The organism is Stenotrophomonas sp. K-6, from assembly GCF_056861555.1.
The window spans coordinates 769950-795668 of record NZ_JBSPUC010000002.1; the positions used below are offsets into that span (position 1 = coordinate 769950).

Below are 25719 nucleotides of genomic sequence, written 5' to 3' on the forward strand. Positions count from 1 at the left end.
GGGCCGGCTCCGCAGGATGCCAACCGTACGAGGCGCCGGCCAGCGGCCGGCACTACCCGGTCACATTCCGGTTCAGCCATCGTCATACTCGGATCACCGCCGGGGAACGTGCCATGACGCATCCGCTGACCACTACGCTCGAACGCGAGCTGCCCGCTGCCGCAGGCGGCTGCCAGCAGTCCTACGGGCGCATCGTGCTGGCCTGCCAGAACACGGTCACCGCGATCGCGCTGGCGATCACCCGCGATGTGCATGCCAGCGAGGACATCGCGCAGGAAGCCTTCATCAAGGCCTGGCAGCAGCTCAACCAGCTGCACAACCACGCCAGCTTCCTGCCGTGGCTACGCCAGATCACCCGCAACCTCGCCCGTGACTGGCTGCGCGCCAACCGCGGCCGACCGCTCTCCGGTGAAGCGGCGGAAATCGCGATCAACATGGCCGCCGATCCCAGCCCGAGTGCGCCCGATCATCTGCAGCGGGTGGAGGAGGAACTGGCTGCTGAAGACATCATCTCGGCACTGCCGGAGGACAGCCGCGAAACCCTGCTGCTCTACTACCGCGAGGGCCAGAGCTCGCAACAGGTTGCCGATCTGCTGGGCCTCAGTGATGCCGCCGTGCGCAAGCGCCTGTCGCGTGCGCGCGCCACCGTCCGCGAGGAAATGCTGCGTCGTTTCAGCGACTTCGCCCGCAGCAGCGCGCCGAGTGCCGCCTTCGCCACGACAGTGGTCTCGATGGTGCTCGTCGCCGCCCCCGGTACGGCCAGTGCCGCGATCCTGCTGGGTACCGGGCTGGGCACGGGCAAGCTCGGCCTGGGCGGAGCCAGTGTCTCCGGCGGTGCCGCGATGGGGTCGTTGACGGCCGCGGCCAGCCAGACACAGGTATTTCCACCGGATCTGGCGTGGGGCGCGATCATCGGCGGCATGGTCGGCGGCGTGCTGGGGAGCTACCTCGGTGGGCGTTATCTGCTCTCGTATGCCGAGAACGAAAGCGAACGCGCGGCCATCCGCAGGTTCGTGCACTACAGCACCTTCACTGCGATGCTGGTCTGCATGTCTGTGTTCGCCCTGACCTACCTTCAGCCGGGGGGGTACTCCCCGGTGGTGGCCCTCGTCATCGGACTGGCACTGGTCAACTACCAGTGCCTGGGTCCGCTGCAGCGGATCATGGCACCGATGATCGCGCGCGACGCGGCCCGTCACGGGCGCACCGGTCCGAACTGGAAATACGAGTCGCTTTACGGCCGCAAAGCGGTGTGGGTGATGAATCTTGTGGTAATCGGCACCATCGTCTGGGCGATGTACAAGAACGGCCGCATCTGACGAAGAAAAGCGCCGGTCGATGACCGGCGCTTTTCTCGTGCAACACCTTCGTACCGCTTACTTCGCGGCCGGTGCCTTCGGCGGCATCGGCGGCTTGCCATCGCGGTGCTTGCCATCGCGATGATCGCCACGCGGACCACCGAACGGGCCCTTGGCCGCATCGAACTCTGCCTTGCTCAGCTGGCCGTCCTTGTTGGTGTCGGCCGCCGCGAACCAGGCATCACGATGCTGCTTCATGCGCAGCTCGCGGTCGGCCTTGTCCAGGTAGCCATCCTTGTTGACGTCCATCTCATCGAAGCGCGCGGCCAGGCGCGGGTCGGCCTTGGCTTCCTCACGGCTGATGCGGCCGTCCTTGTTGGTGTCCAGCTTGGCCATCCAGTCGCCATGACCACCCGAGCCACGGCCGTGACGCTTGCCATGTCCGCGCGGCAGTTCCTCGCGGGAGAGCTTGCCGTCCTTGTTCTTGTCCAGGGTGTCGAACTGCGCGGCAAGGCGCGGTGCCTTCGCCGCTTCAGTGCGGTCGATGAAGCCATCGCCATTGGTGTCCAGCTTGGCACGGGCCGGCTTGTCCGCCGCGGCAGGGGTATCGGCAGCGACCGCCAGGCCGGCAGCGCCGGTGGACAGCAGCAGGGCCAGCAGCAGAAGGGGTTTGCGGTTGCGCATGGGGTTACTCCGATGTGTAGGGGGAACGGCGTGCGGTGCGTGGCACCCACACCGGTAACAACGCGTGGGCACCCGCGGCGTTGACAGCCCGGTCGGCCAGGTTCATGTGGCAGACAGTCGCGGCGGCTGCGACGGCACGGGGCTATGCTGTAGGCATGGCAATACACGGCGACCGCGACGACGAGCTGCGACTGTTCCAGACCGGCGACCACCCCTGTGGCTACTGGCCGGAACGGGCCGCGCGCGATCTGGTGCTCGATCCCAACGATCCGCGCCTGGGCACGCTGTACCCGATGGCGCTGGGCTGGGGCTTCCGCCGCTCCGGCGATCTGGTCTACCGCCCGCACTGTGCCGACTGCCACGCCTGTGTGGCCGTGCGCATTCCCGTGGCCCGCTTCGCACCGGACCGCAGCCAGCGCCGCTGCCTGGCCCGCAATGCGGATCTGGAAGTGCGTATCGTCGCGGCCGAACAGACCGAAGAGCAGTTCGCGCTGTACCACCGCTACCTGACCCATCGCCACGCCCAGGGCGGCATGGACGAGCACGGCCCGCACGAGTTCGACCAGTTCCTGATCGGCCGCTGGTCGCAGGGCCGTTTCATTGAAATCCGCGGCCCGGCAGTGGACGGCCATCGCGGCCCGCTGCTCGGGGTCGCCGTGACCGATGTCACCCCGCAAGGGCTCTCGGCGGTCTATACGTTCTTCGACCCGGAGCAGGCCCATCGCGGGCTGGGCACCTTCGCGATCCTGCAGCAGATCGCCTGGGCCCAGCGCGAACAGCTGCCGCACCTGTACTTGGGCTACTGGATCCGCGACCACCGCAAGATGGACTACAAGCGCCGGTTCCGCCCGCTGGAGGCCTACGACGGCCGCCGCTGGCACGCCTTCGATGACGAATTGGACGGCCGCTGACGCATCACTGACACCGCGCCGGGTGCAAAATAGGCGGATGAAAGCCCATCCCCTGATCCTTGCCCTGGCCCTGCTCTGCGGCGCCTGCGCCCAGACCCCCGCCAAGACCGCCGCCATGCCGGATACCGCCTCCGCCCCGCTGCGGATCGCCACCTACAACACCTCCCTGTACAGCGACGAGACCGGCGGCCTGATCGCCGAGCTGGAAGGCGACAGCGAACACGCGCGCAAGATTGCCGCCGTCCTGCAGCAGGTCCGCCCGGATCTGGTCCTGCTCAACGAGTTCGATTACGACGACGCCCACCGCGCCGCCGACCTGTTCCAGCAGCGCTACCTGGAAGCTGCCCAGCCGGGCGGCGGTGAGCCGCTGCACTACGCCTATCGCTACCTCGCCCCGGTCAACACCGGCGTGCAGAGCGGCCTGGACCTGGACAACAACGGCGAGATCGGCGGCAAAGGCCGCGCCCGTGGCAACGATGCCTGGGGCTACGGCCTGCACCCGGGCCAGTACGGCATGCTGGTGCTGTCGCGCTACCCGATTGATGAAGCCAAGGTCCGCAGCTTCCAGCTGCTGAAGTGGAGCGCGATGCCCGGCGCCCTGCGCCCGATCGACCCGCGCACCGGTAAATCCTTCTACAACGACCACGTCTGGTCGCAGCTGCGCCTGTCCTCCAAATCGCACTGGGACGTGCCGGTGACCACCCCGAACGGCACCGTACACGCCCTGGTCTCGCACCCGACCCCGCCGGTCTTCGACGGCCCGGAAAAGCGCAACGCCGCCCGCAACCACGACGAACTGCGCCTGTGGCAGGACTACCTCAAGGACCGCGACACCGCGTGGCTGTGCGATGACCGCGGCCAGTGCGGCGGCCTCGCGCAGGACGCACGCTTCGTCATCCTCGGCGACCTCAACAACGACCCGGTCGACGGCGACGGCCGCCACGACGCCATCGTCGAACTGATTGAAAACCCCCGCGTCCTGCGCTACCCCACCCCGCGCAGCGTCGGCGCCGAGCAGACCAGCCTGGCCTACGCCGAGAAAGGCATCCTCCGCAAAGGCGCCCCCTTCCACGCCACCGGCGACTTCGGCCCGAAATCCGGCACCATGCGCCTGGACTACGTCCTGCCCTCGGTCGGCTTCAGCTACATCGGCAGCGGCGTGTTCTGGCCGTCCAATGACAGCCCGGAAGCCAAGATTGCCGACGGCAGCGACCACCACCTGGTGTGGGTCGACGTGAAATAAGGTCTGCTCCGTATTCAACGAAAAACGGCGAGCCAAGGCTCGCCGTTTTTCGTTTGCTCCGCTGTCCTAACCGCGCACCCGACCTTCCGCGAAGAGGTGATCGGGCAGCCCGATGAAGGACCGTGTGCGGCATGGATGCCGCACTACGAGCCCCCAGGGATGGGTTCACGGCGCGTCCTGCATCGGGCTGCCCGATCGCCTCAAACCGACAGCAACCAAAGCGCCAGCTTCAGCTTCAGCTTCGGCTTGGGCCTCAAACCCACCTCAAGACCGCAACTCGATCCCAATAGCCTCAGCCGCCTCACGCGCAATCTTCCGCGCCTCATCAACATCCGCCCCCCGCGCCAACGTCACCCCCACCCGGCGATGCCCATGCACACTCGGCTTGCCGAACAGACGCAGCGCCGAATCCGGCTGCACCAGCGCCGCCGCCACATTACTGAAGAACGGCACGCCCTCACCATGCGCCAACAGCGCGCACGACGCCGACGGACCACTCTGGCGGATCACCGGAATCGGCAGCCCCAGGATCGCGCGCGCATGCAGCGCGAACTCACTCAACTCCTGCGATGCCAAGGTCACCAGACCCGTGTCATGCGGCCGCGGCGATACCTCGCTGAACCACACCTCGTCGCCCTTCACGAACAACTCGACCCCGAACAGCCCCCAGCCGCCCAGCTCGTCGGTGATCGCCTGCGAAATCTCTTCCGCCCGCGCCAGCGCACGTGGCGACATCGGCTGCGGCTGCCAGCTCTCACGGTAATCCCCGTCTTTCTGCCAGTGCCCGATCGGCGCACAGAACGACGTCCCGCCTGCATGGCGCACGGTCAGCAGCGTGATTTCGTATTCGAAGTCAATGAAGCCCTCCACGATGCAGCGCCCGGCGCCGGCGCGGCCACCGGTCTGCGCGTACTCCCAGGCCGGCGCGATGTCCGCGTCCTGGCGCAACGTGCTCTGGCCCTTGCCCGAGGAGGACATCACCGGCTTGACCACGCACGGCAGCCCGATCGCCGCCACGGCTGCACGGTACTCGGCGTCCGTATCGACGAAACGGTAGGGCGAGGTCGGCAGGCCCAGCGTCTCGGCGGCGAGCCGGCGGATGCCCTCGCGGTCCATGGTCAGGCGTGCCGCACGCGCAGTCGGCACCACGCGCAGGCCCTGCTCCTGTTCCAGCTGGACCAGCGTCTCGGTATGGATCGCCTCGATCTCCGGCACCACCAGATGCGGCTTTTCCTGCGCGATCAGCGCGCGCAGCGCCATCGCGTCGAGCATGTCGATCACGTGCGAGCGGTGCGCCACCTGCATGGCCGGCGCGTCGGCATAGCGGTCGGCGGCGATCACCTCCACCCCCAGCCGCTGCAGTTCGATGGCGACCTCCTTGCCAAGTTCACCGGACCCCAGCAGCAGCACACGGGTGGCGGAAGGAGACAGCGGCGTACCGAGCGTGGACATGGCGGTGTTCCGGGCAACAGGGGCGGGAGGGCATTTTAGCTGTTGCGCCCCCTCCATGACCGGCCCGCCCGGCACTTGCGGACTGATATCAATTTGATATCTTCCAATCAACTACCCAAGGACGCCCCGCCATGAAAGAGAAGTCGATCCGCTCGCTGTCCGGCCTGCCCTTCCTGCTGCTGGTGCTGGCCCTGACCGCGGTGGCCGTGTGGATGTTCGTGGTCGGGGTGGACAAGGGAAACCGCAACCCGGCGCTGATCATCGGCAGCCTCCTGCTCGCCACCACCGCCCTGCTCAGCCTGGTCGGCCTGTATACGGTGCAGCCCAACCAGGCGGTGGTCGTCAGCCTGTTCGGCAAGTACGTCGGCACCGTCAAGGAGAATGGCCTGCGCTGGAACAACCCGTTCTTCACCAAGGTCAAGGTGAGCCAGCGCGTGCGCAACTTCGAAAGCGGCAAGCTCAAGGTCAATGAGCTTGATGGCAGCCCGATCGAGATCGCCGCGGTGATCGTGTGGCAGGTGGTGGATGCTTCCGAGGCTGTCTACAACGTGGATGACTACGAGAGCTTCGTGCACATCCAGTCCGAATCGGCGCTGCGCGCGATGGCGACCAGCTATCCGTATGACCAGCACGAAGAAGGCCAACTGTCGCTGCGCAGCCATGCCGCTGAAATCTCCCAGCACCTCAAGGACGAGCTGGCCGAGCGCCTGGCCGATGCCGGCGTGCAGGTGATCGATGCGCGCATCAGCCACCTCGCCTACGCGCCGGAAATCGCTCAGGCCATGCTGCAGCGCCAGCAGGCGAACGCCGTCATCGCTGCACGCACGCGTATCGTCGCTGGTGCGGTCGGCATGGTCGAAATGGCCTTGGCCGAACTGCAGAAGAACGGCGTGGTCCAACTCGATGAAGAGCGCAAGGCGCACATGGTGAGCAACCTGCTCACGGTGCTGTGTTCGGACCGTGGCACCCAGCCGGTGGTCAATGCCGGTTCGCTGTATTGATGCACCAGCGTGCTGACCTAGCGTCGGCACCTGCCAACGCAACCCGGCGCCGAGGGGACGGCACGGGGTGTAGATAAAGGACCCCCGCATGACCGAAAAGAAAGCGTACCCGCTGCGTATCAATGCCGACGTCCTGGCGGCGGCGCAGCGCTGGGCCGACGACGATCTGCGCAGCCTCAATGCGCAGATCGAATACGTGCTGCGTGATGCACTGCGCAAGGCCGGACGCCTTCCCAAGCCCACCACCGACAAGGAGAGCAAATCATGAGCAGGCGCTGGAGCTACCTGACCGTTGAAGTAAAGCCGGGTACAATGGGCAGTGTGAAGCCCAACGACATACAGGACGAACTGACCCGGCACGGCAACCTGGGCTGGGAACTGGTCAACAAGGAGGATTGAGATGCCTGCAGCTCAATCCTTCGAGGTTGCCCCATCGCCGGTCTGGCGACTGCTGTGGCTGTGGATTCCGCTGCTGCTCGTCGCTGGCCTGATGGTCGGCACCGCGCTGGACGCACCGGAGCGTTCGCACACCGAACTGTTCATCACCCTGCCGTTCCTGGCGGTGCTGGCGGCCGCACTGACGTGGGCCTACAGCCGGCGTCGCATCGTGCTGCATGAGGACAGCCTGGAGGTGTTGTCGACCTTCTACCGCAAGCGCGTGCCGGTCAGCGCGATGCGGCTGGACGAGGCGCGTATCGTCGACTTCGCCGAGCATGGCCGGTACAAGCCTTCGATCAAGACCAACGGCTACGGCGTACCGGGCTTCCAGTCCGGGCACTACCGCATGGCCGATCGCAGCAAGGCGTTCTGCCTGATCACCGACAGCAGCCGCGTGCTGCACGTGCCGCTGCGCGATGGCAGCGCCCTGGTGATCAGCCCGGACCGCCCACGTGCACTGCTCAATGCCCTGCAGGCGCTGGCCGGGCCGCCGCGCGCGCACTAAGCTGGCAGCATGCGCCGACCTCCTGCCCTGCTGATCAACACCGCCGAGATCGAACTGTGGCCCGGCGGCCTCCTGCGTGCACGCGGCTCCGCCGACGCGCGCGCCCTGGCCCGTGCACAGTGGGTGCTGCGGCGCAAACGCGATGGGCGCTACCTCGCCGTGGCCACCGCGCACGGCGTGCTGCCGCTGGTGCCGCACCTGATGCGCGAGCCGGGCATCGAAGAGGCGCTGGACGCGCTGGACCGCCATGTGCTGGATCGCCGCCGTGGCAGTGTGCCCGATGCACTGCTGCCGCTGAGCGGGCTGCAGCAACGCCTCGAAGCCCTCGGGATCGATGCCGAGGCTTACGAAGCCGGCACCGGTCTCGCGCTGGAAGCCGAACCGGCCCAGCTGCATCTGGCCGGCTTCGACCGCTACCGGCGGCCACTCTGGCTGCAGCGTGACGCCGCCCGCAGCTGGCAACGCCTGCGCGCGCGGGCTGCTGCCGATGGCATCGCCCTGGATGCGATCTCCGGCTACCGCAGCCACGATTACCAACTCGGGATATTCGCGCGCAAACGCAGCCGCGGGCTGAGCGTGGAGGAGATCCTCACGGTCAACGCCGCGCCGGGCTACAGCGAGCACCACAGCGGCTACGCGCTGGATATCGGCACACCCGGCGAACCGCCGGCGGAAGAATCGTTCGAGTCGACTGCCGCGTTCGCGTGGCTGGGCGAGCATGCCGGTCGCTTCGGGTTCCAGCTGAGCTACCCGCGGGACAACCCGCATGGGATTGTCTACGAACCGTGGCACTGGTGCTGGCACGACGCCATACCCTGACCAGCGCGACCCACAAGGAGGGCGACCATGGACGATCAGAATCCCTACCAGGTCGGTGAGGTTCCCCCCACCCCGCCAATGGCGCCGCACTGGGAACAGGTGCCGAGCGGGATCACCAGGCCAGTCACCCAGCTCTGGCTACTGGGCGCGGGACTCACCGTGTTCACCCTCGCCACGGGCGGCTGGACGTGGGCCACCAACCGGCACGTGTTCGCCATGATGAACTTCGTCGCTGCTGCGATGCTCGGCTGCGTTTACCTGGGTCTGGCAGTGGGGGTCTACAAACGCAGCCGGGTGGCGGCCTGCCTGACCGTTGCGTTGTGGGCATGGGTCTTCGTGATGCATCTGAGGCAGGACACTGCAGGCCTGGCAGACACGCTGCGGAGGATGGGGATGATGGTGGCGATCGGGGTCGTGGTCCTCCGCGGCACCTTCGCCACCTTCCGCCATCACCGCTACCTTGCGGCGAAGAAGCACCAGCCAGCACGGGCGCGAATCAGCGACGACCCGGCCTTCGCGCCGAAGCCGCCGGCCGCGTAGCGTCACCCCTGCGAGCGGTTGGTCGTCGCCTTCGGATCCACCGTGAAATCGGCGATCCGCCACAGATACAGGCTGGCATAGGTCCGGAACGGGCCCCAGTTCTCGCCGCGGGCGAGCAGCTCCTTGGGGGTCGGCATCCGCTCGGCCTTGTCCACACGCTGGGCGCCCTTGCGGACACCGAGGTCGTCCACCGGCAGGATGTCCGGGCGACCCAGCCGGAACATCAGCATCATCTCCACCGTCCAGCGGCCGATGCCACGGATTGGAACCAGCGCCTCGATGATCGCGTCGTGGTCCATCACCGACATCCGACGCAGGTCGGGGATCTCGCCCGCCGCCTCGCGACGCGCCAGGTCTCGCAGGGCCAGCGCCTTGTTGCCCGAGACCCCGCAGACCCGCAGCCCGGCATCATCGATGCGCGCCAGCGTATCGGCGTGCAGGCGGGTGCTGCCGATGGCGGTCTCCACCCGCCCGACGATCGTCGAGGCAGCCTTGCCGCTGAGCTGCTGGAACAGGATTGCTCGTGCCAGCGCATCGACCGGGTCGAAGGTCTTCGCCCAGCCAGGTTGCGGCTGGATCGGGCCGAGCCGCTTCATCCACGTGCCCAGCCGCCGGTCGCGCCGGCTCAGCCAGTCGTGCGCTTCATCGACATCAAAGCCACGGCGGTAACGGGGCATGTCAGCGCCTCAGCGCGTTCAGCCCGTAGGCCAGCCAGCCCACCATCAGGGCCGTACCGCCAATGGGCGCCAATTGGGTGCTGAGCTTCCACAGCGCGCCTGCCACCAGGCTGCCGGAGAACAGCAGCGTGCCGATCAGCAGCACATACAGGGCCAGCCGACCCAACGTGTTCTGCTGGGTCGGGCCGAGTACGGCCAGCGCCACCCCGTGCCCGAAGGCGTACAGGGCCGCGGTGGTCACATGCGACTGCGCCAGCGGGTCGGCGATGCCATGGGAGGCGTAAGCCGACAGGCCCACCGCCGTAGCCGCGAGCAGGCCGCCCAGGCCGGCCAGCAGGGAGGCTTTGCGCGTGCGTCGTTCCAGGTTGAGCATGCTTACGTCCTTCAGACAGTGCCCCGTGGCCGGAGCCAAAAAAAAACGCGCCGCAGGAAGCGGCGCGTTTCAGGTCGTGCGTTACATCACGGCAACCGTCGGATTACTTGACGGCCCAGTAGATGTCGTACGTGCCTTCCGGAGTGAACGACTTGTCCACGCCGTCCTTCCAGGACTCGTACGGACGATCGATCACTTCGTTGCCGCCGGTCACCGACCACGCACGCAGGGCGTTGCGGGCGATGTCCAGGCCGGCCATGTGGCCGGTGTAGGCCGCGTGGGCCGAACGATGCGGAGCCACATGCACGTACTTGACCGGTGCACCATCGTCGATCTTCACCGTCAGGGCTTCGGCCGTCGCAGCTTCAGCACCCTTCTTCTTGACCGGCTGGGCCACGTCGAAGGCGTACTTCTCGGCGCCGAAATCGGTGGTGATGATGCGGAACGGACCGGCGGCTTCGAGGTTGTTGGCCTCCATGACGCGCTTGATCCACTCCTGGTTGTCCTTGATGGACTTGGTGATGGTCTCCTGGCCGCGGTCAACGTTGCCGGCGGTGACGACCAGCAGGTCTTCGGCCGGAACGTCCACGATGCCCAGATCGGTCAGCGGGGCTTCGGCGGTGCGGTAGTCCACGTTCGGCACGGTGGCCAGCATGTTGGCCATGCGCGACAGACCCAGCTTCAGGTCGTCACCCGCGTGACGGCTGACGTACAGGCCAGCGTAGCGACCGAACAGGTTGAACCCGTACTTGACGCTGTAGTCCTGCGTGATCTTGACGTTGCGGCCACCCTTGCCGGTCGGCTCCAGGGTGAAGTTGGTCACCTTGTCGTGGCCCTTGGTCTGGTCCTCGATGGCGATGGCAACGTGCTTGTTCTGCTCGGACTCGGTGATCACCCAGCTACCCTGGCCCAAGGAACCTTCCTTGGAGGAGTAGTCCAGGCGTGCGCCGACACCGGCAGCCGGGCCGGAGTGCTTCAGTTCAACGGCGGGATCGCGCAGCAAGAGCGGGTTCCAGTCCTTGAAGCGGCGCAGGCTGTTGACCGTGTCGTACACGATCGTCATCTTGCGGTTGGTCTCGATGCTTTCGGAAATATGGCGCTCGCCCGGCAGACATACGCCAATGATGACGAACAGGCCAGCCACGATCCCCAAGGCGATCAGGAACTCGATAATACGGGTCATTCAGGAGTCTCCGGGGCCGATCCCACGGCCGGGTTGATTGAAGCGAAGCGCCAATCCTAGCAGGCTTCGCCGGTGTTGTTGATCAGGGTTGGCACACCGGTTTCCATGTCGGCAGCGGTTTTGCATAGACAAGGAGCGGAAAGATAACGCATCGCGCGTGTCAGCACGTAGCGTATGGGCAATATTTCTTTGCCGGATTCGGCCGCCGGGGCCGAAAATCCCCTTGCATCGCTTGCGCCGCAAGGGTTTCGCAGGATTCAGAAATTACCTGTGAACCGATGACCGGCCGAAGGCCGCCACCAGGCGCACGGGCTCACACCAGTTGCAGTTCGAAGGCCTTGAGCACCGCCCGGGTGCGGTCGCGCACCCCCAGCTTGGACAGGATGTTGGACACATGGTTCTTGATCGTGCCCTCGGCCACGCCCAGTGAATTGGCGATCTCCTTGTTGGAGAAGCCGCTGGCCATCAGGCGCAGGATCTCGGTCTCGCGGTCGGTCAACGGGTCCGGCCGGTCCAGGCTCACGAACTCGTTGCGCATGTGCTCCAGGCCGGAGAGCAGCCGCTGGGTGACCGCCGGCTGCACCAGCGACCCGCCATCGGCCACGGTGCGGATCGCGCCCACGAGCTGGTCCAGGGTCACGTCCTTGAGCAGGTAGCCCTTCGCCCCAGCCTTCAGCCCGGCCAGCACAAGCTGGTCGTCATCGAAGGTGGTCAGGATGATGGTCGGCGGCAGCTGGTTCAGACGCGACAGCATCTGCAGTGCCTCCAGCCCGGACATCACCGGCATGCGCATGTCCATCAGGACCACGTCCGGGCGGACCTGCGGAACCACCTCGACTGCCTGGCGGCCATCGGCGGCCTCGGCGACCACCTCGATGCCGTCATCGAGTGCCAGCAGCGAGCGGATCCCCTGCCGCACCAGGGTTTGGTCGTCGACCAGGCAGACGCGAATCATCAACGCACTCCTTCAATGACAGCGGACAGCATCAATACTGGCACGCCGGGTACCGAGGCGCGCAGGCGGAAGCCCTGACCCCGGCGGGTTTCGATCTGCAGCTCACCACCGCATTGTTGCAGCCGCTCGCGCATCCCGCGCAATCCGTTGCCGACCACGATGCCGTCCGCGCCGACCCCATCATCATGCGCCTCCAGCACCACGATGCCCGGCGGCTCGCGCCGGACCTTGATCCACAGGTTGCGTGCGCCGGCGTGGCGCACCGCATTGGTGATGATTTCCTGGGTGCAGCGCAGCAGCACGTGGGCGCGCTCGGGATCTTCCACGCTCAGCGGCTCATCGATGTCCAGGTGGATAGCCAGCGAGGGCACCTGCTCGGTCAGCGGGCGCAGGGCCGCGGCCAGATCGATGGCGCCACTGTCGCGCAGCTGGCTGACGGCCTCGCGCACATCGGTCAACAGCAGCTTGGCCAGGGTGTGGGCCTGGTGTACATGCTCCTGGGCCTGGCCCTCGGTGATGTGGCCCGCCACCTCCAGGTTGAGGCTGAGCGCGGTCAGGTGGTGGCCCAGCAGATCGTGCAGCTCGCGGGAGATGCGGGTGCGCTCGTTGACCCGGGCGCTCTCGGCCAACAGCACGCGGGTGGCGCGCAACTCGGTATTGAGCCGGCGCTGCTCTTCCCGGGCATCGGTCTGCTGCCGCGCGACCAGACTGGTCACGAAGATGAACATGGAAAAGCCGCCGTACAGCAGTGACTGCATCACCGCCTCGAACAGCGAGAAATTCAGGATCAGGTAGTAGACCGGCAGCACCGCCAGCTGGCTCAGCAGCAGCCAGATCACGCCACCGCGCACGGGGAGCATCCACGGAATGACACCGGCGGCAACCATCATCAGGATGCTGCCCAGCCCGGACCCGCTCAGGTAGCTGACACCCAGCGCCGAGGCGGTGAGCAGCACCAGCATGACCCGGTCGTACCAGCGTGAGTGGCCGCCGTTGCGCAGCCCGCGGGTCAGCCAGAAGTAGCCCCCACCGAAGGCCAGGTAGGCAGCGAACAGCCACAGCGCCCAGGCATCGACGCCACCGCCGCGGCGGAGCAGCGCTTCGTACTGTGAGTAGACCAGAGGGAGTCCGACCATGACCCAGGTGAACAGGCCGGCCAGTCGCAGTACTCGGGTGTGGCTGAGGTATACCAACATGGACGCATAGTAGGCTGAACCCGTGCCCCTGCACTCCCACAGAAGTCATGCCTGTCGGCTCGCGGGGGAAGGCCACCCATGCAATAATCGGACCGAACGGCCCCTCGATGGGCCAACCGCGTTACCCCACGGAGTCACAATGTCGATTGTCATCCGCGACGTGCGCGAGCACGAGCTCGATTCCGTCCTGGCCCTGAACAACAATGCCGGCCTGGCCATCCTGCCGTTGGATGCCGCCCGCCTGCGGCTGTTCTATGAAAGCGCTGAGTATTTCCGCGTCGCCGAGCGCGACGGCAACCTGGCCGGTTTCCTGATCGGCTTCGGCAGCGACAGCCAGCACGACAGCAGCAACTTCGCCTGGTTCAAGCAGCAGCTGGGCAGCAAATTCTTCTATATCGACCGCATCGTGGTTGCCAGCCGCCGTCGCGGCGGTGGCGTCGGCCGTGCCTTCTATGCCGATGCGCAGAGCTACGCCGAGCTGCGCTACCCGCAGCTGACCTGCGAAGTGTTCCTGGACCACGGCGCCGATGCCGCCCTGCTCTTCCACGGCAGCTTCGGCTTCCGCGAGGTCGGCCAGAACACCATGGCCCACGTTGACGTGCGCGCCAGCATGCTGCTCAAGGACCTGTGCAGTTACCAGTGGGTGCACGACACCTACGGCGACCAGTTGCCGGATGTGCCCTGGGTGGGTCATCGCCGCGAGCCGCTGCGCGTCCAGCAGCAGACGGGGACCTGATCGGTGGCAGCGAACATGGATTTTGAACAGGCCGGTGAACTGAAGATCGGCCAGGTCGGCATCGCCAATCTGCGTATCCGCACCCTCGACGTGGAGCGCCTCTCCCGTGAAATGCAGGAACGTGTCGCGCGTGCGCCGAAGCTGTTCGGGCGTGCCGCGGTGATCCTGGATTTCGGCGGACTCAGTAAGATTCCGGACGTGGCCACCGCCAAGGCGCTGCTGGACGGCCTGCGCAAGGCCGGCGTGCTACCGGTGGCGCTGGCCTACGGCACCACCGAAACCGACCTGCTGTCCCAGCAGCTCGGCCTGCCGTTGCTGGCCAAGTTCCGCGCCCAGTACGAGCGCGCCGAGGCCGAGCCGGCCCCTGCGCCCCTGCCGGTCGCCGAACCGCCGCCGCGCCGTGCGCGTGCCGCCGCTGCCGTGCCTGCTGCACCGGCACCGAGCGCTGTGGCTACCGGCGGCGCGCCCAAGCCGGGCCGCATGCAGACCGCCAATGTCCGCTCGGGCCAGCAGCTGTATGCGGAAAACTGCGACCTGACCGTCATGGCCACCGTCGGCGCGGGCGCCGAAGTGATCGCCGACGGCAGCATCCACATCTACGGTACGCTGCGGGGCCGTGCCCTGGCAGGTGCCCAAGGCAACACCACGGCGCGTATTTTCTGCCGTGAATTCCACGCTGAACTGGTCGCCATCGCCGGCCATTACAAGGTACTGGACGATGTCCCGGACTCCCTGCGCGGCAAGGCCGTGCAGGTGTGGCTGGAACAGGACCAGATCAAGATCGCTGCGCTGGACTGACGCAGCCCCCAAACAGAAGAATCAGGAGAAATCCTTTGGCTGAAATCATCGTAGTCACCTCCGGCAAGGGCGGCGTCGGCAAGACCACCAGCAGCGCCAGCCTGGCCTGCGGGTTGGCACGTCGTGGCAAAAAGGTGGCGGTGATCGACTTCGACGTCGGCCTGCGCAACCTGGACCTGATCATGGGCTGCGAGCGCCGCGTGGTGTACGACTTCGTCAATGTCGTGCACGGCGAAGCGACCCTCAAGCAGGCCCTGATCAAGGACAAGCGCTTCGACAACCTGTACGTGCTGGCTGCCTCGCAGACCCGCGACAAGGACGCGCTGACCCAGGAAGGCGTGCGCAAGGTGCTCGACGACCTCATCGCCGACGGCTTCGAATACGTCATCTGCGACTCCCCGGCCGGCATCGAGAAGGGTGCGTTCCTGGCGATGTACTACGCCGACCGTGCGGTCGTGGTGGTGAACCCGGAAGTGTCCTCGGTACGCGACTCGGACCGCATCATCGGTCTGCTCGATTCGAAGACCCACAAAGCCGAATCCGGCAAGAACGTGCCGGCCTTCCTGCTGCTCACGCGCTACAGCCCGGTACGGGTGGAAAGTGGCGAGATGCTCAGCATCACCGACGTGGAAGAAGTGCTGGGCCTGAAGGCCATTGGCGTGGTGCCCGAATCGGGCGACGTGCTCAATGCGTCCAACAAGGGCGAGCCGGTCATTCTGGATCCCGAATCGGCGGCGGGCCAGGCATACGAAGATGCGGTCGGCCGCATCCTTGGCGAAGAGCGTCCGATGCGCTTCACCACCGTGGAGAAGAAAGGCTTCTTCAGCAAGCTGTTCGGAGGGTAAGCATGGGACTGTTCGATTTCCTGAACCGAAAGAAGACTACTGCCGAAACGGCCAAGAACCGCCTGCAGATCATCATCGCGCAGGAACGCAGCCACCGCGGCGGCCCGGACTACCTGCCCCTGCTGCAGCGCGAGCTGCTGGAAGTGATCAAGAAGTACGTCAACATCGACGCTGATGCGGTCAAGGTCGATCTGGTCAAGGACGGCGAGCACGATGTGCTCGATATCTCCGTCGCCTTGCCGGAAGGCCCGCAGCAGCCCTGATCGACATCGCCCCTTCCGTTCTGGAAGGGGCGGTTGAGCGGTAACCCATGAACGACGCTGCCCCCACCGCCGAACCGCAGGTCACCCGCCTCGGCGATATCCAGTTTGACGATGCCCATGCCCTGCTTGCCGCCCACGATCTGCACCTGCATCGTGTGGCCGATGGCGCGCCGATTCCCGGCAGCTATTGGGGCGAACCCGAAGCCGGCATCATCGGCAGCGACGTGTATGTCCGCGATGACACCCCCGTGCACTCGATGCTGCACGAAGCCTGTCACCTGATCGTGCTGCCGCCGGAGCGGCGTGCGCTGGTGCACACCGATGCCACCGATTCGGTGCCCGAAGAAGACGCCACCTGTTACCTGCAGATCGTGCTGGCCGGCAGGCTGCCTGGTGTGGGCAGTGCGCAGTTGATGGCCGACATGGATGCGTGGGGGTATACGTATCGGTTGGGGTCGACAAAGGCGTGGTTCGAGCAGGATGCGGAAGATGCAAAAGCCTGGCTGGTCGAACGCGGCCTCCTTGCTGCGTAAATCCGCACGCGCGGTAACTCCCGGGCGCGTGGCGACGCGCCAATCGCATCGGCGCCAGGGTCTTCACTCGGCGCGGTTCGAGCAGGATGCGGAAGATGCAAAAGCCTGGCTGGTCGAACGCGGCCTCCTTGCTGCGTAAATCCGCACGCGCGGTAACTCCTGGGCGGCCCTGATTCCCGGTACTGCCGGCCGCTGGCCGGCAACCAGGCGATGCGTCACTTTTCCAGGAGGCTGCCGGCCGGCGGCCGGCATTACCCGGATCAGCCCTGCCCTGCCATCGCGCGCAGGGTGATGCCCACGATGTAGGCCAGGTACGTACCCGTCGCGTAGCCCATCGTGCCCAGCAGCACGCCGACCGGGGCCAGCGAGGGATGGAACGCCGCTGCGACCACCGGCGCCGAGGCCGGCCCACCGATGTTGGATTGGGAGCCGATCGCGAAGTAGAAGAACGGCACCTTCAGCGCGCGCGCCAGAGCCCATAACAACACGATGTGCACCGCGATCCAGATCAGCCCCAGCGCGAACAGCCACGGGCGGTCCAGCAACGCGAGCAGGTCCATCTGCATGCCGATGCAGGCGATCAGGAAGTACAGCAGCAGCGAGCCGAGCTTGGAAGCACCGGCGCCTTCCAGGTTGCGCGCACGAGTGAAGCTCAGTGCCAGGCCGCAGGTGGTGGAGATCACCACCACCCACACGAATGGTGCGTCCAGACTGAACTGCGAGGCCCAGGCGACATGGCCCTTGAACCACGCCGAGACCGGCCCGGCGATCGCGTGCGACAGGCCCACCACGCCGAAGGCAACGGCGACGATCAGCATCAGGTCGGTCAGGCTCGCCACACGCTCGTGCTTGGCCTGGAAGGCCTGGATCCGCAACTTGAGTTCATCGATGCCCGAGGTGTCGGCGCCGCTGCGCGCATCGATCTTCGCCGCGCGCCCGGCCATGAAGATCAGCACGGCCATCCACACATAGCCCACGCCGACATCGACCACCGCGAACTGGCCGAAGGTGGTCGCGTTGACATCAAACACTTCGCGCATGGCCAGCATGTTGGCACCGCCGCCGATCCAGCTGCCGGCCAGCGCTGCCATGCCCGCCCAGGTATCGCCGGCGACGGTGGCCGGATGCAGCCATTTCATCAACTGGAACGCGACCACCGCGCCGATCATGATGCTGAGCGAGGCGCCCAGGTACATCACGATCAGTTTCGGGCCCAGCCGCAGGATGCCCTTGATATCCACGGCCAGAGTGAGCAGCACCAGGGCAGCGGGCAGCAGGATGTCACGGGCGACCGGGTTGTAGAGCTGTGTGTTCTGGCCGTCGATCAGCCCAACCGTGTTGTACACGCCGGGAATCATGTAGCACAGCAGCAAGGCGGGCACGTAGGTGTAGAAGCGCTTCCACAGCCCCTGCTCGCGCGAGGCGGTCCAGAACACGGCACCAAGGGTGGCGGCGATCAGGCCGAAGACGACGATATCGTTCTGGATCAGGGCGGGTGCTTTCACGGGGATGGGGTGCCTGGGTCGTGCCGGCCGCGGGCCGGCAACCTCATGAATACTGAAAGCGCGGTGCAGATGCCGGCCAGCGGCCGGCCCTACCGATGTAAAAGCGCCGCCCCTGGGGGCGGCGCCTCAAACCGGCTTAGTCGCCGATGTGCTGCTTCAACCAGCTGTTGACGGTGTCGTGCCACTGCACGCTGTTCTGCGGCTTGAGCACCCAGTGGTTCTCATCCGGGAAGTACAGGAACTTGGACTCGATGCCCTGGCGCTGCGCAGCGGTGAACGCGGCCAGGCCCTGCTCCACCGGAATGCGGTAGTCGAGCTGGCCGTGCACGATCAGGATCGGCTTCTTCCAGTCGGCCACGTGGTTGACCGGGTTGAACTTCTCGTAGTTGGCGGCCTTCTCGTACGGCGTCCCGCCCTGCTCCCACTCGGTGAACCACAGTTCTTCGGTGGCGTAGCCCATCATGCGCTGGTCGAACACGCCGTCATGGTTGACCAGGCACTTCCACGGCGCGTTCCAGTTGCCGGCGATCCAGTTGACCATGAAGCCGCCGTAGCTGGCGCCCAGGGCACACGCCTTGTCACCGTTGAGGAACGGGTACTGCTTCTGTGCCGCCGCCCAACCCTTCTGCAGATCTTCCAGCGGGCGGTCGCCCCAGTGCTGGCTGATCGCATCGGTGAAGGCCTGGCCGTAGCCGGTGGAGCCGTGGAAGTCGATCATGACCACCGCGTAGCCCTGGCCGGCGTAGGTCTGCGGATTCCAGCGGTAGCTCCAGCCGTTGCCGAAACTACCCTGCGGGCCACCGTGGATCAGGAACGCGACCGGGTAACTCTTGCCTTCCTGGTAGTTGTAAGGTTTGACCACGTAACCGTGCACGGTTTCGTTGTTCCAGCCCTTGAACTGGAACTGCTCGTAATCGCCGAAGGCAACGTCGGGCAGCATCTCACCGGCGCTCGGGGTGATCTCGCGCGGGTTGGCACCATCGAAGGCGGCCACGATGATCTGATCGCCGCTCTTCAGACTGTTCTTCGTATACGCCAGCGTGGTGCCGGCGATCACCGGCGAGCCGATGCTGCCGCCGTCGGCCACCACTTCAGCGGTGCCGGTGGCGATGTCGACGCCGAACAGGCGGTGCTCGCCCATGTCGTCGGCGCTGGTGTAGATCAGCGTGCCGTCACCGGACAGCACGATCTCGCCGGCCGAACGATCCCACTTGGGTGCGATCTCGCGGGTCTTGCCGGTGGCCACGTCCATCGCCATCAGGCCGAAGCGATCCGCTTCAAAGCCCGGGCGCTTCATGGCGCGGTAGTACAGGGTCTTGCCGTCGGCGCTGAATACCGGGCCGGCATCCCAGGCCGGGTTGGCCGCGGTCAGGTTGACCGGCGCCTGCTTGCCTTCGGCGTCCAGGCGGTACAGGTCGAAGTTGGTCGACCACGGCTCCTGCTTGCCGGCCACGCGGATGGCCGCGACCACGCTCTTGCCATCGGGCGACCAGGTGAAGTCGTCATTGCCACCGAACGGCTTGGACGGCGCATCGCCGGCCAGCGTCGCGCTGATCGCCGAAGCCCCCTTCACCGCGGCGGCCTTGCCTGCCGGCAGCGGCGCCACGAACAGCGTATTGCGGCGACCATCGGCCCAGGTATCCCAATGGCGCACGAACAGGCTGTCGAACACCTCACCGGTGTTCTTGCGTGCCTTGTGCGCGTCCAGCTTCTTGCTGGTGCAGGCCAGGTCCGAACCGCAGTCCTGGAACACGCCGCTGCTGAAGGCCACGCGGTCGCCCTGCGGGGAGACGTGGAAGCTGTCCACATCGACCGGGAAATCGGTCAGCTGGCGCGGCGTGCCGCCGGTGGTCGGCTGCGCGTAGAGCTGCTGGCTGCCATTCTTGGCGCTCAGGAAGTACACCGTCTGGCCATCGGCCGACAGCGCGGCGGAATTGACGTTCCAGCCGGCGGGGGTCAGCGGCTTGGGCGGGGCCAGGTCACGCGTGCGCAGGTTGCGGATGTACAGGCCGGTGCTGGCCTTGCTGTCGTTACCGACCACGCGCTTGGCAAAGATCACGTTGCCGCCATCGGCGGTGAGCAGCGGGCTGGAGACCCGATCCAGCGCGATCATGTCGCGCACATCCAGGCCACGCGTGGCCGCCAGCGAGGGCATCGCGGTCAGCAGGCACAACGGCAGCAGGGCGTAACGAAGTTTCATCGGGGTCTCCGCGGAACGGCAAAACGCCGATGGTAGGGCCGCAGGGGCCACCCATGCAAAGGCCATCGGTCATGCAGAGCGACGGGCGGGCGGCAGAAACGACAAACCCCGCCGAAGCGGGGTTTGTCATGACGCAGATCCGGGCGTTTTAGACCGAACCCACCGCGCGCTTGCCGGTGCGGTAGATCAGCCAACCGACCAGGAACAGCACGGCCAGACCGATCCACTGCGCGCCCGGCAGGTGGAACGGCAGCGCCAGCACATCGGCACGGCTGCTGATCACGATCGGCACCGCGATCGCGATGCCCATCAGGGCTTCACCGGTGATCAGGCCGGCAGCGAACAGCACGCCCGGCTTGTGCACGCGGTCGCGACCTTCTTCGTCATCGGCGCGGATCTTGTGGAAGCGCTCCACCAGGTAGGCGATCAGACCGCCCAGGAAGATCGGGACCATCAGCTCCAGCGGCAGGTAGATGCCGATCGCCGCAGCCAGCACCGGCACGCGGAAGCGGGCATTGCGCGACTTGAGCCAGCTGTCGAAGGCGATGATCGCCGCGCCCACCACCGCACCGATGCCGATGAAGGTCCACGGCAGCTCGCCGCCGAACAGGCCCTTGGCCACGGAGGCCATCAGGTTCGCCTGCGGCGCGGCCAGCGCGTTGGGATGCAGTTCGGATTTGACGCCGATGCCGTAGGCGGTCGCCAGCAGGTTCAGCACCGGGGCCATGATCAGCGCGCACGAGAACGCACCGATGCCCAGCATCAGCTGCTGCTTCCACGGGGTGGCGCCGACGATGTAGCCGGCCTTGAGATCCTGCAGGTTGTCACCGCCGACCGCGGCGGCGCAGCACACCACCGCGCCGATCATGATCGCGGCCACCGCACCCAGCGGTGCTCCGCCGACGCCGACCGGGGTCAGGCCATCCTTGCCGAGCAGCAGCACCAGCACCGCCGAGGCGAACAGGATGGTGGAGATGGTGATGCCCGAGACGGGGTTGTTGGACGAACCGATCAGGCCGGCCAGATAGGCCGAGACCGACACGAACAGGAAGCCGGCCACGATCATGATGAGCGTCATCGGGATCGAGACGTGCCACTGGCCCACGATGGCCTGGTACAGCGCCAGCAGCGGCAGGGTGAACACCACCAGGGCCACCAGCATCCACTTCATCGGCAGATCGCGCTCGGTGTGCGCCAGCGCCGGGCCACCGCTCTTGCGGGCTGCGGCGAAACCACTCTTGACGCCATTGAGCAGCGACTTGCGCAGCGAGATCAGGGTCCACACGCCGCCGATCAGCATCGCGCCTACGCCCAGGTACCGCATCTTCGCGCCCCAGATGGCGAAGGCCGCCTCGGTGGAGCTGGCCGTGGCGATCGAGGCGGCCAGCGCCGGATCGGTGTTCATGAAGAACGACTGGTACAGCGGAATGGCGATGTGCCAGGTCAGGATCGAGCCGGACACCACCACGATGCCGACATTCAGGCCGACGATGTAGCCCACACCCAGCAGCGCCGGGGACAGGTTGGTACCGATGAAGGCGGTGATCTTCGAGCTGCCCACGTAGGCCGAGGTGGCCCAGGCATCCGGAATCAGGCGCAGGCCACTTTCAGCCGCCAGCTTCACGAAGGCGCCGATCACCGCCGACACGGCCAGGATCTTCAGGCCCGGGCCCGGGTTCTCACCGGCCTTGAGCACTTCGGCGGCCGCCTTGCCTTCCGGGAACGGCAGCGGATCTTCCACGATCATCGAACGGCGTAGCGGCACCGAGAACAGCACGCCCAGCAGACCACCCAGGCCGGCGATGCCCAGCACCCACCAGTACTTGAAGTCCGGCCAGTAGCCCATGATCACCAGCGCGGGAATCGTGAAGATCACACCGGCGGCGATCGACGAACCGGCCGAAGCGCCGGTCTGGACGATGTTGTTTTCCAGGATCGTGCCACCGCCGAGCAGGCGCAGCACCCCCATGGAAATGACCGCGGCGGGAATGGCGGTGGCGATGGTCAGGCCTGCGAACAGACCGAGATAGGCGTTGGCGGCCGACAGAATCACCGCCAGCACGATGGCAAGCACCACCGCGCGGAAAGTGAGCTGGCGTGGCGCAGCGTCGTTGTTCATGGAAGCCCCTGCTGGCAAAAAATCCCTGCCACGCTAGCGTTCATGTACGGGCAAGTCCAGTAGTGCCAGCCGCTGGCCGGCAACCCTGCACCACCCGATCGAGGCTGCCGTTGACCTGCGCGTGCCGTCGCGTCCGCGACCCGCCGCACTCGGCAACGTGCAGGGCCGGACCCATCCAATTTAGTTATGTTATATCCTATCGCACCGAGTAACCGGCGCCGCTGTGACGCATTCCCCCACTTCCCGCCTGACTTCCATCGACCAGCTGCGCGGCACCGTGATCGTGCTGATGCTGCTCGACCACGTGCGCGAAACCTTCTACATGCACCAGCAGGTCGGCGATCCGATGGTGGTCGAGCAGGTCGAGCCGGCGCTGTTCGTCAGCCGGCTGCTGGCGCATCTGTGCGCCCCGGTGTTCGTGCTGCTGACCGGCCTGTCGGCCTGGTTGTACGCCAGCGGCAAGCCGGATGGGCGCCGGGCCGCATCCGCCTTCCTGCTCAAGCGCGGCCTGTTCCTGGTGGTGCTGGAACTGCTGGTAGTCAATTTCGCGTGGACGCTGCAGTTCCCTCCCAGCGTGGTCTACCTGCAGGTGATCTGGGCAATCGGCATCAGCATGATCGCGCTGGCCGGGCTGCTGTGGTTGCCGCGCGGGGCACTGGCCGTGCTGGCGCTGGCCGTGATTGCCGGGCACAACCTGCTCGATGGCATCCGCCTGCAGGGTGACGGAGCGCTGGCCGTGCTGTGGAAAGTGCTGCACCAGCGCGACTGGATCGCCGTGACAGATGGGCTGCGCCTGCGTACCTCGTATCCGGTGCTGCCGTGGATCGGCGTCATCGCGCTGGGCTGGGTGATCGGCCCGTGGTTCGCGCGCGGCGGCGATGCCCTCCTGCGCCAGCGCCGGCTGTGGATGGCCGGCGCCGGTGCGCTGCTCGCCTTCATGCTGCTGCGGGCGCTCAACGTGTATGGCGACAGCCCGTGGCAGTCCTTCGCCACGCTGGGCAGCACGCTGATGAGCTTCTTCAACGTGACCAAGTACCCGCCCTCGCTGCTGTTCCTGCTGTTGACCCTGGGCATCGGACTGCTGGTGCTGCGCCTGTACGAACAGCCGCGCGTGGCCCGGGCGCTGGCGCCATTGGCCGACATCGGCGCGGCACCGATGTTCTTCTACCTGCTCCACCTGTATGTGCTGAAGCTGCTGTACGTGCTGGCCGAAGCACGCTGGGGCCAGACCCACGGCGCGTACTTCGCCGTGGACCACGTGGCGAGCCTGTGGGTGATCACCGCCGTGCTGGCACTGGCGCTGTACTGGCCGACCAGAGCGTTCGCGCGATTCAAGGCGCGGCGGCGGGATCTGGCCTGGCTGCGCTATCTGTAAGCGAGCGATGCCGGGCTTCTGAGGTTGCCGCCCAGCGGCCGGCACTACAGCAGCGGAGCGGCCAGACCCGGCACGGCTGACCCTTCGCCCCGGGCCTATACTCGCCCCCTTGTCCGCCCTGCCCGATCCCTCGATGACCGCAGCCGCCCTGCCCGCCTCCACCACCTCGACCGCTACCGACGACTTCCTCGGCCATCCCAAAGGCGTCTACATCTGCTTCTTCACCGAGATGTGGGAGCGGTTCTCGTTCTACGGCATGAAGGCGCTGCTGCTGCTGTATCTCACCAAGTACCACCTGTTCGGCGACAAGGCCGGCCTGGATCTGCTCGGTGCCTACGGTGGCCTGGTCTACTGCATCCCGGTGTTCGGCGGCCTGCTCGCCGACCGCTGGCTGGGCATGCGCAAGGCGGTGGTGTTCGGTGGCGTGCTGCTGGTGCTGGGCCACCTGGGCATGGCCTTCGAAGGGCACGCGGCGGTCCGCGTCGATGGTGCGATCGTGCGCGATGACGCGGCCCTGGGCATCACCTACCTTTCGCTGGCCCTGATCATCATGGGCGTGGGCTTCCTCAAGCCGAACATCTCCACCATCGTCGGCAAGCTCTACCCGGAAAACGACCCGCGCCGCGATTCGGGGTTCTCGCTGTTCTACGCCGGCATCAATCTGGGCGCGCTGTTCGCCTCGCTGGTGTGCGGCTTCCTCGGCGAAGCTTATGGCTGGAAGTACGGCTTCGGCGCGGCCGGCATCGGCATGGTGATCGGCCTGGGCATGTTCCTGTGGGGCCAGAAGTATCTGCAGGGCCACGCCGAACCGTCGGATCTGCCGGCCCTGCGCCAGCGCGTGCTCGGCATCCGCCGCGAATGGCTGATCTATGCGGTGGCCGTGCTCGGCGTGATTCCCGTCGCTGCCTTGATGTGGGCCGCGGCCAACGGCGCGTTCGCGCTCGGCGGTGAAATCAGCCTGGCCCTGATGCTGATGATCGTCGTGCTCGGCGGCGTACTGGTCTGGTTCGCCTGGTTCACCGGTACCCGCTGCACGCCGGTGCAGCGCCAGCAGATGATCGCGCTGATGGCGCTGATCTTCATGGCCCTGGTGTTCTTCACCCTGTACGAGCAGACCTATGGCTCGTGGGTGACCTTTACCGATCGTCTGCTGACCAAGGACCTGGTGCCGTCGCTGGTGATCCAGGGCGGCACGCCGCTGCCATGGTCGATCGCCTCGCTGCTGCTGGCGCCACTGGGCTTCGTGGTGGCCGCGCGCCTGTCGGAGCGGAACCCGGGTTCGTCCGCACCGCGCAACCTGTTCATCGCGATCGTGGCGGCGATGCTGGTGATGCTGATCCGCGACTGCCTGGTGATTCCGCAGACGGCCGGTTCGCTGACTTACCTCGGCGGCCTGTTCCTGGTCGTCCTCGCGCCGCTGTTCGCGATGCTGTGGGCATGGTTGGACCGTCGCCGCATGGACCCGTCCAAGCCGGTCAAATCCTCGATCGGACTGATTTTCGCCGCACTGTCGTTCGTGCCCTTGGCCCTGGCCGCCCAGCACGTCGGCGCGACCGGACAGATGGCCAGTGTGTGGTGGCTGGTGCTGGCCTACCTGATCCTGGAGATCGGCGAGATGTGCCTGTCGCCAGTCGGCCTGTCGGCGGTCACCCAGTTGGCCGCGCCGCGGGTGGTCAGCCTGATGATGGGCACCTGGTTCCTGGCCACCGCGTTCTCCGAAACGCTGGCGGCGCTGTTCGGCAAGCTCGCCGCGATCGAGGTACCGGAGGGCCAGACCATGGATATCGCCAGCGCCGCCGCCAGTTACGAACACCTGTTCTGGCTGCTGATGTGGATCGGACTGGGCTGCGCGGCGGTGGCATTGATCTGCTCACCGATGCTGAAGCGGATGATGCACGGGGTGAAGTAATCCCGAGCCGCGCCGTGCTCGGGGTTGGCAGGCGTCGATGCCGAATCGGCCTGCCCGACCAGGCTGCTGGAGAGCAATGCCAGCAGCTTCGCAGTACTCACCGCAATGAGGATCGGTGTCGTAGCCGCGGCCTTCTGCAGGGTGGTACAGCGGCGCTTCCA

At 66.4% G+C, this 25719-nt stretch carries 25 protein-coding genes and 1 pseudogene; 16 read left to right on the top strand and 10 right to left on the bottom strand.

Going from position 1 to position 25719, the window contains the following annotated elements:
- Positions 1–113: 113 nt before the first annotated feature.
- A complete protein-coding gene (locus tag AC13F7_RS08890) occupies positions 114–1319 on the top strand; it encodes an RNA polymerase sigma factor (protein WP_481470723.1) in 1206 nt (401 codons plus the stop codon).
- Between the two features lie 57 nt (positions 1320–1376).
- Here the strand turns inward: AC13F7_RS08890 and AC13F7_RS08895 are convergent, their stop codons facing one another.
- Positions 1377–1982, bottom strand: coding sequence for an EF-hand domain-containing protein (locus AC13F7_RS08895; RefSeq protein ID WP_482999892.1), 606 nt, complete (start codon positions 1980–1982; stop codon positions 1377–1379).
- 155 nt (positions 1983–2137) lie between these two features.
- Here AC13F7_RS08895 and AC13F7_RS08900 point away from each other — a divergent pair, with 155 nt between their 5' ends.
- Positions 2138–2893, top strand: a complete 756-nt coding sequence (locus AC13F7_RS08900) for an arginyltransferase (RefSeq protein WP_481470721.1) — start codon at positions 2138–2140, stop codon at positions 2891–2893.
- A gap of 37 nt (positions 2894–2930) precedes the next feature.
- Positions 2931–4136: an endonuclease/exonuclease/phosphatase family protein gene (locus AC13F7_RS08905; RefSeq protein ID WP_482999893.1), complete on the top strand. Its 1206-nt coding sequence runs from the start codon at positions 2931–2933 to the stop codon at positions 4134–4136.
- A 264-nt stretch (positions 4137–4400) separates the two neighbouring features.
- On the opposite strand, the gene purT is transcribed toward AC13F7_RS08905, so the two are convergent.
- On the bottom strand, positions 4401–5588 hold the full coding sequence (gene purT, locus AC13F7_RS08910) for a formate-dependent phosphoribosylglycinamide formyltransferase (protein WP_482999894.1): 1188 nt from the start codon (positions 5586–5588) through the stop codon (positions 4401–4403).
- Positions 5589–5719: 131 nt separating this feature from the next.
- Here purT and AC13F7_RS08915 point away from each other — a divergent pair, with 131 nt between their 5' ends.
- From AC13F7_RS08915 to AC13F7_RS08940, 6 genes and pseudogenes are all read left to right on the top strand, one after another.
- Positions 5720–6589, top strand: coding sequence for an SPFH domain-containing protein (locus tag AC13F7_RS08915; protein WP_346468885.1), 870 nt, complete (start codon positions 5720–5722; stop codon positions 6587–6589).
- An 88-nt stretch (positions 6590–6677) separates the two neighbouring features.
- The gene (locus tag AC13F7_RS08920; RefSeq protein WP_123728653.1) at positions 6678–6857 is read left to right on the top strand and encodes a type II toxin-antitoxin system antitoxin; all 180 of its coding nucleotides are present in this window, start codon (positions 6678–6680) and stop codon (positions 6855–6857) included.
- Positions 6854–6976, top strand: a pseudogene (locus AC13F7_RS08925) (DUF4177 domain-containing protein); the annotation flags it as partial. The gene AC13F7_RS08920 and the pseudogene AC13F7_RS08925, both read left to right, overlap by 4 nt.
- A 13-nt stretch (positions 6977–6989) precedes the next feature.
- Complete coding sequence (locus tag AC13F7_RS08930) at positions 6990–7532, top strand: PH domain-containing protein (RefSeq protein WP_482999895.1); 543 nt, start codon at positions 6990–6992, stop codon at positions 7530–7532.
- 9 nt (positions 7533–7541) lie between these two features.
- Positions 7542–8351 carry a M15 family metallopeptidase gene (locus AC13F7_RS08935; RefSeq protein ID WP_482999896.1) on the top strand — a complete coding sequence of 270 codons (810 nt, stop codon included), beginning with the start codon at positions 7542–7544 and terminating at the stop codon, positions 8349–8351.
- Between the two features lie 27 nt (positions 8352–8378).
- Complete coding sequence (locus AC13F7_RS08940) at positions 8379–8891, top strand: hypothetical protein (protein WP_482999897.1); 513 nt, start codon at positions 8379–8381, stop codon at positions 8889–8891.
- A gap of 2 nt (positions 8892–8893) precedes the next feature.
- Here AC13F7_RS08940 and AC13F7_RS08945 read toward each other — a convergent pair whose 3' ends face one another.
- The 5 genes from AC13F7_RS08945 to AC13F7_RS08965 all read right to left on the bottom strand — a co-directional run bounded on the left by AC13F7_RS08945 (position 8894) and on the right by AC13F7_RS08965 (position 13275).
- Positions 8894–9568 (bottom strand): DNA-3-methyladenine glycosylase family protein, encoded by a 675-nt coding sequence (locus AC13F7_RS08945; RefSeq protein WP_482999898.1) that lies wholly within the window; start codon positions 9566–9568, stop codon positions 8894–8896.
- Between the two features lies 1 nt (position 9569).
- Positions 9570–9941: a DUF423 domain-containing protein gene (locus AC13F7_RS08950; RefSeq protein WP_482999899.1), complete on the bottom strand. Its 372-nt coding sequence runs from the start codon at positions 9939–9941 to the stop codon at positions 9570–9572.
- A gap of 103 nt (positions 9942–10044) precedes the next feature.
- Positions 10045–11124: a polyketide cyclase gene (locus AC13F7_RS08955; RefSeq protein ID WP_481470713.1), complete on the bottom strand. Its 1080-nt coding sequence runs from the start codon at positions 11122–11124 to the stop codon at positions 10045–10047.
- 313 nt (positions 11125–11437) lie between these two features.
- Positions 11438–12079: a response regulator gene (locus AC13F7_RS08960; protein ID WP_019184539.1), complete on the bottom strand. Its 642-nt coding sequence runs from the start codon at positions 12077–12079 to the stop codon at positions 11438–11440.
- Positions 12079–13275 carry a sensor histidine kinase gene (locus AC13F7_RS08965; RefSeq protein ID WP_481470712.1) on the bottom strand — a complete coding sequence of 399 codons (1197 nt, stop codon included), beginning with the start codon at positions 13273–13275 and terminating at the stop codon, positions 12079–12081. The genes AC13F7_RS08960 and AC13F7_RS08965 overlap by 1 nt, the downstream gene beginning before the upstream one ends.
- 139 nt (positions 13276–13414) lie before the next feature.
- On the opposite strand from AC13F7_RS08965, the gene AC13F7_RS08970 reads away from it, so the two are divergent.
- From AC13F7_RS08970 to AC13F7_RS08990, 5 genes are read left to right on the top strand one after another with little or no spacing between them, the layout of a single operon-like run.
- Complete coding sequence (locus tag AC13F7_RS08970; RefSeq protein ID WP_123728644.1) at positions 13415–14011, top strand: GNAT family N-acetyltransferase; 597 nt, start codon at positions 13415–13417, stop codon at positions 14009–14011.
- A 15-nt stretch (positions 14012–14026) separates the two neighbouring features.
- Complete coding sequence (minC, locus tag AC13F7_RS08975; protein WP_481470711.1) at positions 14027–14809, top strand: septum site-determining protein MinC; 783 nt, start codon at positions 14027–14029, stop codon at positions 14807–14809.
- Positions 14810–14844: 35 nt separating this feature from the next.
- Complete coding sequence (gene minD, locus AC13F7_RS08980; protein WP_088432112.1) at positions 14845–15654, top strand: septum site-determining protein MinD; 810 nt, start codon at positions 14845–14847, stop codon at positions 15652–15654.
- Positions 15655–15656: 2 nt separating this feature from the next.
- Positions 15657–15917 (top strand): cell division topological specificity factor MinE, encoded by a 261-nt coding sequence (minE, locus tag AC13F7_RS08985; RefSeq protein ID WP_017355894.1) that lies wholly within the window; start codon positions 15657–15659, stop codon positions 15915–15917.
- Between the two features lie 47 nt (positions 15918–15964).
- Positions 15965–16450, top strand: a complete 486-nt coding sequence (locus AC13F7_RS08990) for a hypothetical protein (RefSeq protein WP_482999900.1) — start codon at positions 15965–15967, stop codon at positions 16448–16450.
- 260 nt (positions 16451–16710) lie between these two features.
- Here the strand turns inward: AC13F7_RS08990 and AC13F7_RS08995 are convergent, their stop codons facing one another.
- From AC13F7_RS08995 to AC13F7_RS09005, 3 genes are all read right to left on the bottom strand, one after another.
- Positions 16711–17955, bottom strand: coding sequence for a DUF819 family protein (locus AC13F7_RS08995; RefSeq protein WP_481470709.1), 1245 nt, complete (start codon positions 17953–17955; stop codon positions 16711–16713).
- A 136-nt stretch (positions 17956–18091) separates the two neighbouring features.
- Positions 18092–20155: a S9 family peptidase gene (locus AC13F7_RS09000; protein WP_481470708.1), complete on the bottom strand. Its 2064-nt coding sequence runs from the start codon at positions 20153–20155 to the stop codon at positions 18092–18094.
- Between the two features lie 148 nt (positions 20156–20303).
- Positions 20304–22274, bottom strand: a complete 1971-nt coding sequence (locus tag AC13F7_RS09005; RefSeq protein ID WP_482999901.1) for an OPT family oligopeptide transporter — start codon at positions 22272–22274, stop codon at positions 20304–20306.
- Positions 22275–22497: 223 nt separating this feature from the next.
- Between AC13F7_RS09005 and AC13F7_RS09010 the strand changes: the two genes are divergently transcribed.
- Together AC13F7_RS09010 and AC13F7_RS09015 are read left to right on the top strand one after the other, a co-directional pair.
- Complete coding sequence (locus AC13F7_RS09010) at positions 22498–23649, top strand: acetyltransferase domain-containing protein (protein ID WP_482999902.1); 1152 nt, start codon at positions 22498–22500, stop codon at positions 23647–23649.
- 133 nt (positions 23650–23782) lie between these two features.
- Complete coding sequence (locus AC13F7_RS09015; RefSeq protein ID WP_482999903.1) at positions 23783–25558, top strand: peptide MFS transporter; 1776 nt, start codon at positions 23783–23785, stop codon at positions 25556–25558.
- Positions 25559–25719: the final 161 nt, after the last annotated feature.

Bases quoted from the DNA above. Each gene is read 5' to 3' on its own strand.
- AC13F7_RS08890 (WP_481470723.1), top strand. From the start codon at position 114: ATGACGCATCCGCTGACCACTACGCTCGAACGCGAGCTGCCCGCTGCC.
- AC13F7_RS08950 (WP_482999899.1), bottom strand. From the start codon at position 9,941: ATGCTCAACCTGGAACGACGCACGCGCAAAGCCTCCCTGCTGGCCGGC.
- AC13F7_RS08940 (WP_482999897.1), top strand. From the start codon at position 8,379: ATGGACGATCAGAATCCCTACCAGGTCGGTGAGGTTCCCCCCACCCCG.
- AC13F7_RS09015 (WP_482999903.1), top strand. From the start codon at position 23,783: ATGACCGCAGCCGCCCTGCCCGCCTCCACCACCTCGACCGCTACCGAC.
- AC13F7_RS08915 (WP_346468885.1), top strand. From the start codon at position 5,720: ATGAAAGAGAAGTCGATCCGCTCGCTGTCCGGCCTGCCCTTCCTGCTG.
- AC13F7_RS08960 (WP_019184539.1), bottom strand. From the start codon at position 12,079: ATGATTCGCGTCTGCCTGGTCGACGACCAAACCCTGGTGCGGCAGGGG.
- AC13F7_RS08955 (WP_481470713.1), bottom strand. From the start codon at position 11,124: ATGACCCGTATTATCGAGTTCCTGATCGCCTTGGGGATCGTGGCTGGC.
- AC13F7_RS08965 (WP_481470712.1), bottom strand. From the start codon at position 13,275: ATGTTGGTATACCTCAGCCACACCCGAGTACTGCGACTGGCCGGCCTG.
- minE (WP_017355894.1), top strand. From the start codon at position 15,657: ATGGGACTGTTCGATTTCCTGAACCGAAAGAAGACTACTGCCGAAACG.
- AC13F7_RS08935 (WP_482999896.1), top strand. From the start codon at position 7,542: ATGCGCCGACCTCCTGCCCTGCTGATCAACACCGCCGAGATCGAACTG.
- AC13F7_RS08900 (WP_481470721.1), top strand. From the start codon at position 2,138: ATGGCAATACACGGCGACCGCGACGACGAGCTGCGACTGTTCCAGACC.
- AC13F7_RS08970 (WP_123728644.1), top strand. From the start codon at position 13,415: ATGTCGATTGTCATCCGCGACGTGCGCGAGCACGAGCTCGATTCCGTC.
- minC (WP_481470711.1), top strand. From the start codon at position 14,027: ATGGATTTTGAACAGGCCGGTGAACTGAAGATCGGCCAGGTCGGCATC.
- AC13F7_RS08990 (WP_482999900.1), top strand. From the start codon at position 15,965: ATGAACGACGCTGCCCCCACCGCCGAACCGCAGGTCACCCGCCTCGGC.
- purT (WP_482999894.1), bottom strand. From the start codon at position 5,588: ATGTCCACGCTCGGTACGCCGCTGTCTCCTTCCGCCACCCGTGTGCTG.
- AC13F7_RS08945 (WP_482999898.1), bottom strand. From the start codon at position 9,568: ATGCCCCGTTACCGCCGTGGCTTTGATGTCGATGAAGCGCACGACTGG.
- AC13F7_RS09005 (WP_482999901.1), bottom strand. From the start codon at position 22,274: ATGAACAACGACGCTGCGCCACGCCAGCTCACTTTCCGCGCGGTGGTG.
- AC13F7_RS08930 (WP_482999895.1), top strand. From the start codon at position 6,990: ATGCCTGCAGCTCAATCCTTCGAGGTTGCCCCATCGCCGGTCTGGCGA.
- AC13F7_RS08895 (WP_482999892.1), bottom strand. From the start codon at position 1,982: ATGCGCAACCGCAAACCCCTTCTGCTGCTGGCCCTGCTGCTGTCCACC.
- AC13F7_RS09000 (WP_481470708.1), bottom strand. From the start codon at position 20,155: ATGAAACTTCGTTACGCCCTGCTGCCGTTGTGCCTGCTGACCGCGATG.
- AC13F7_RS08920 (WP_123728653.1), top strand. From the start codon at position 6,678: ATGACCGAAAAGAAAGCGTACCCGCTGCGTATCAATGCCGACGTCCTG.
- AC13F7_RS08905 (WP_482999893.1), top strand. From the start codon at position 2,931: ATGAAAGCCCATCCCCTGATCCTTGCCCTGGCCCTGCTCTGCGGCGCC.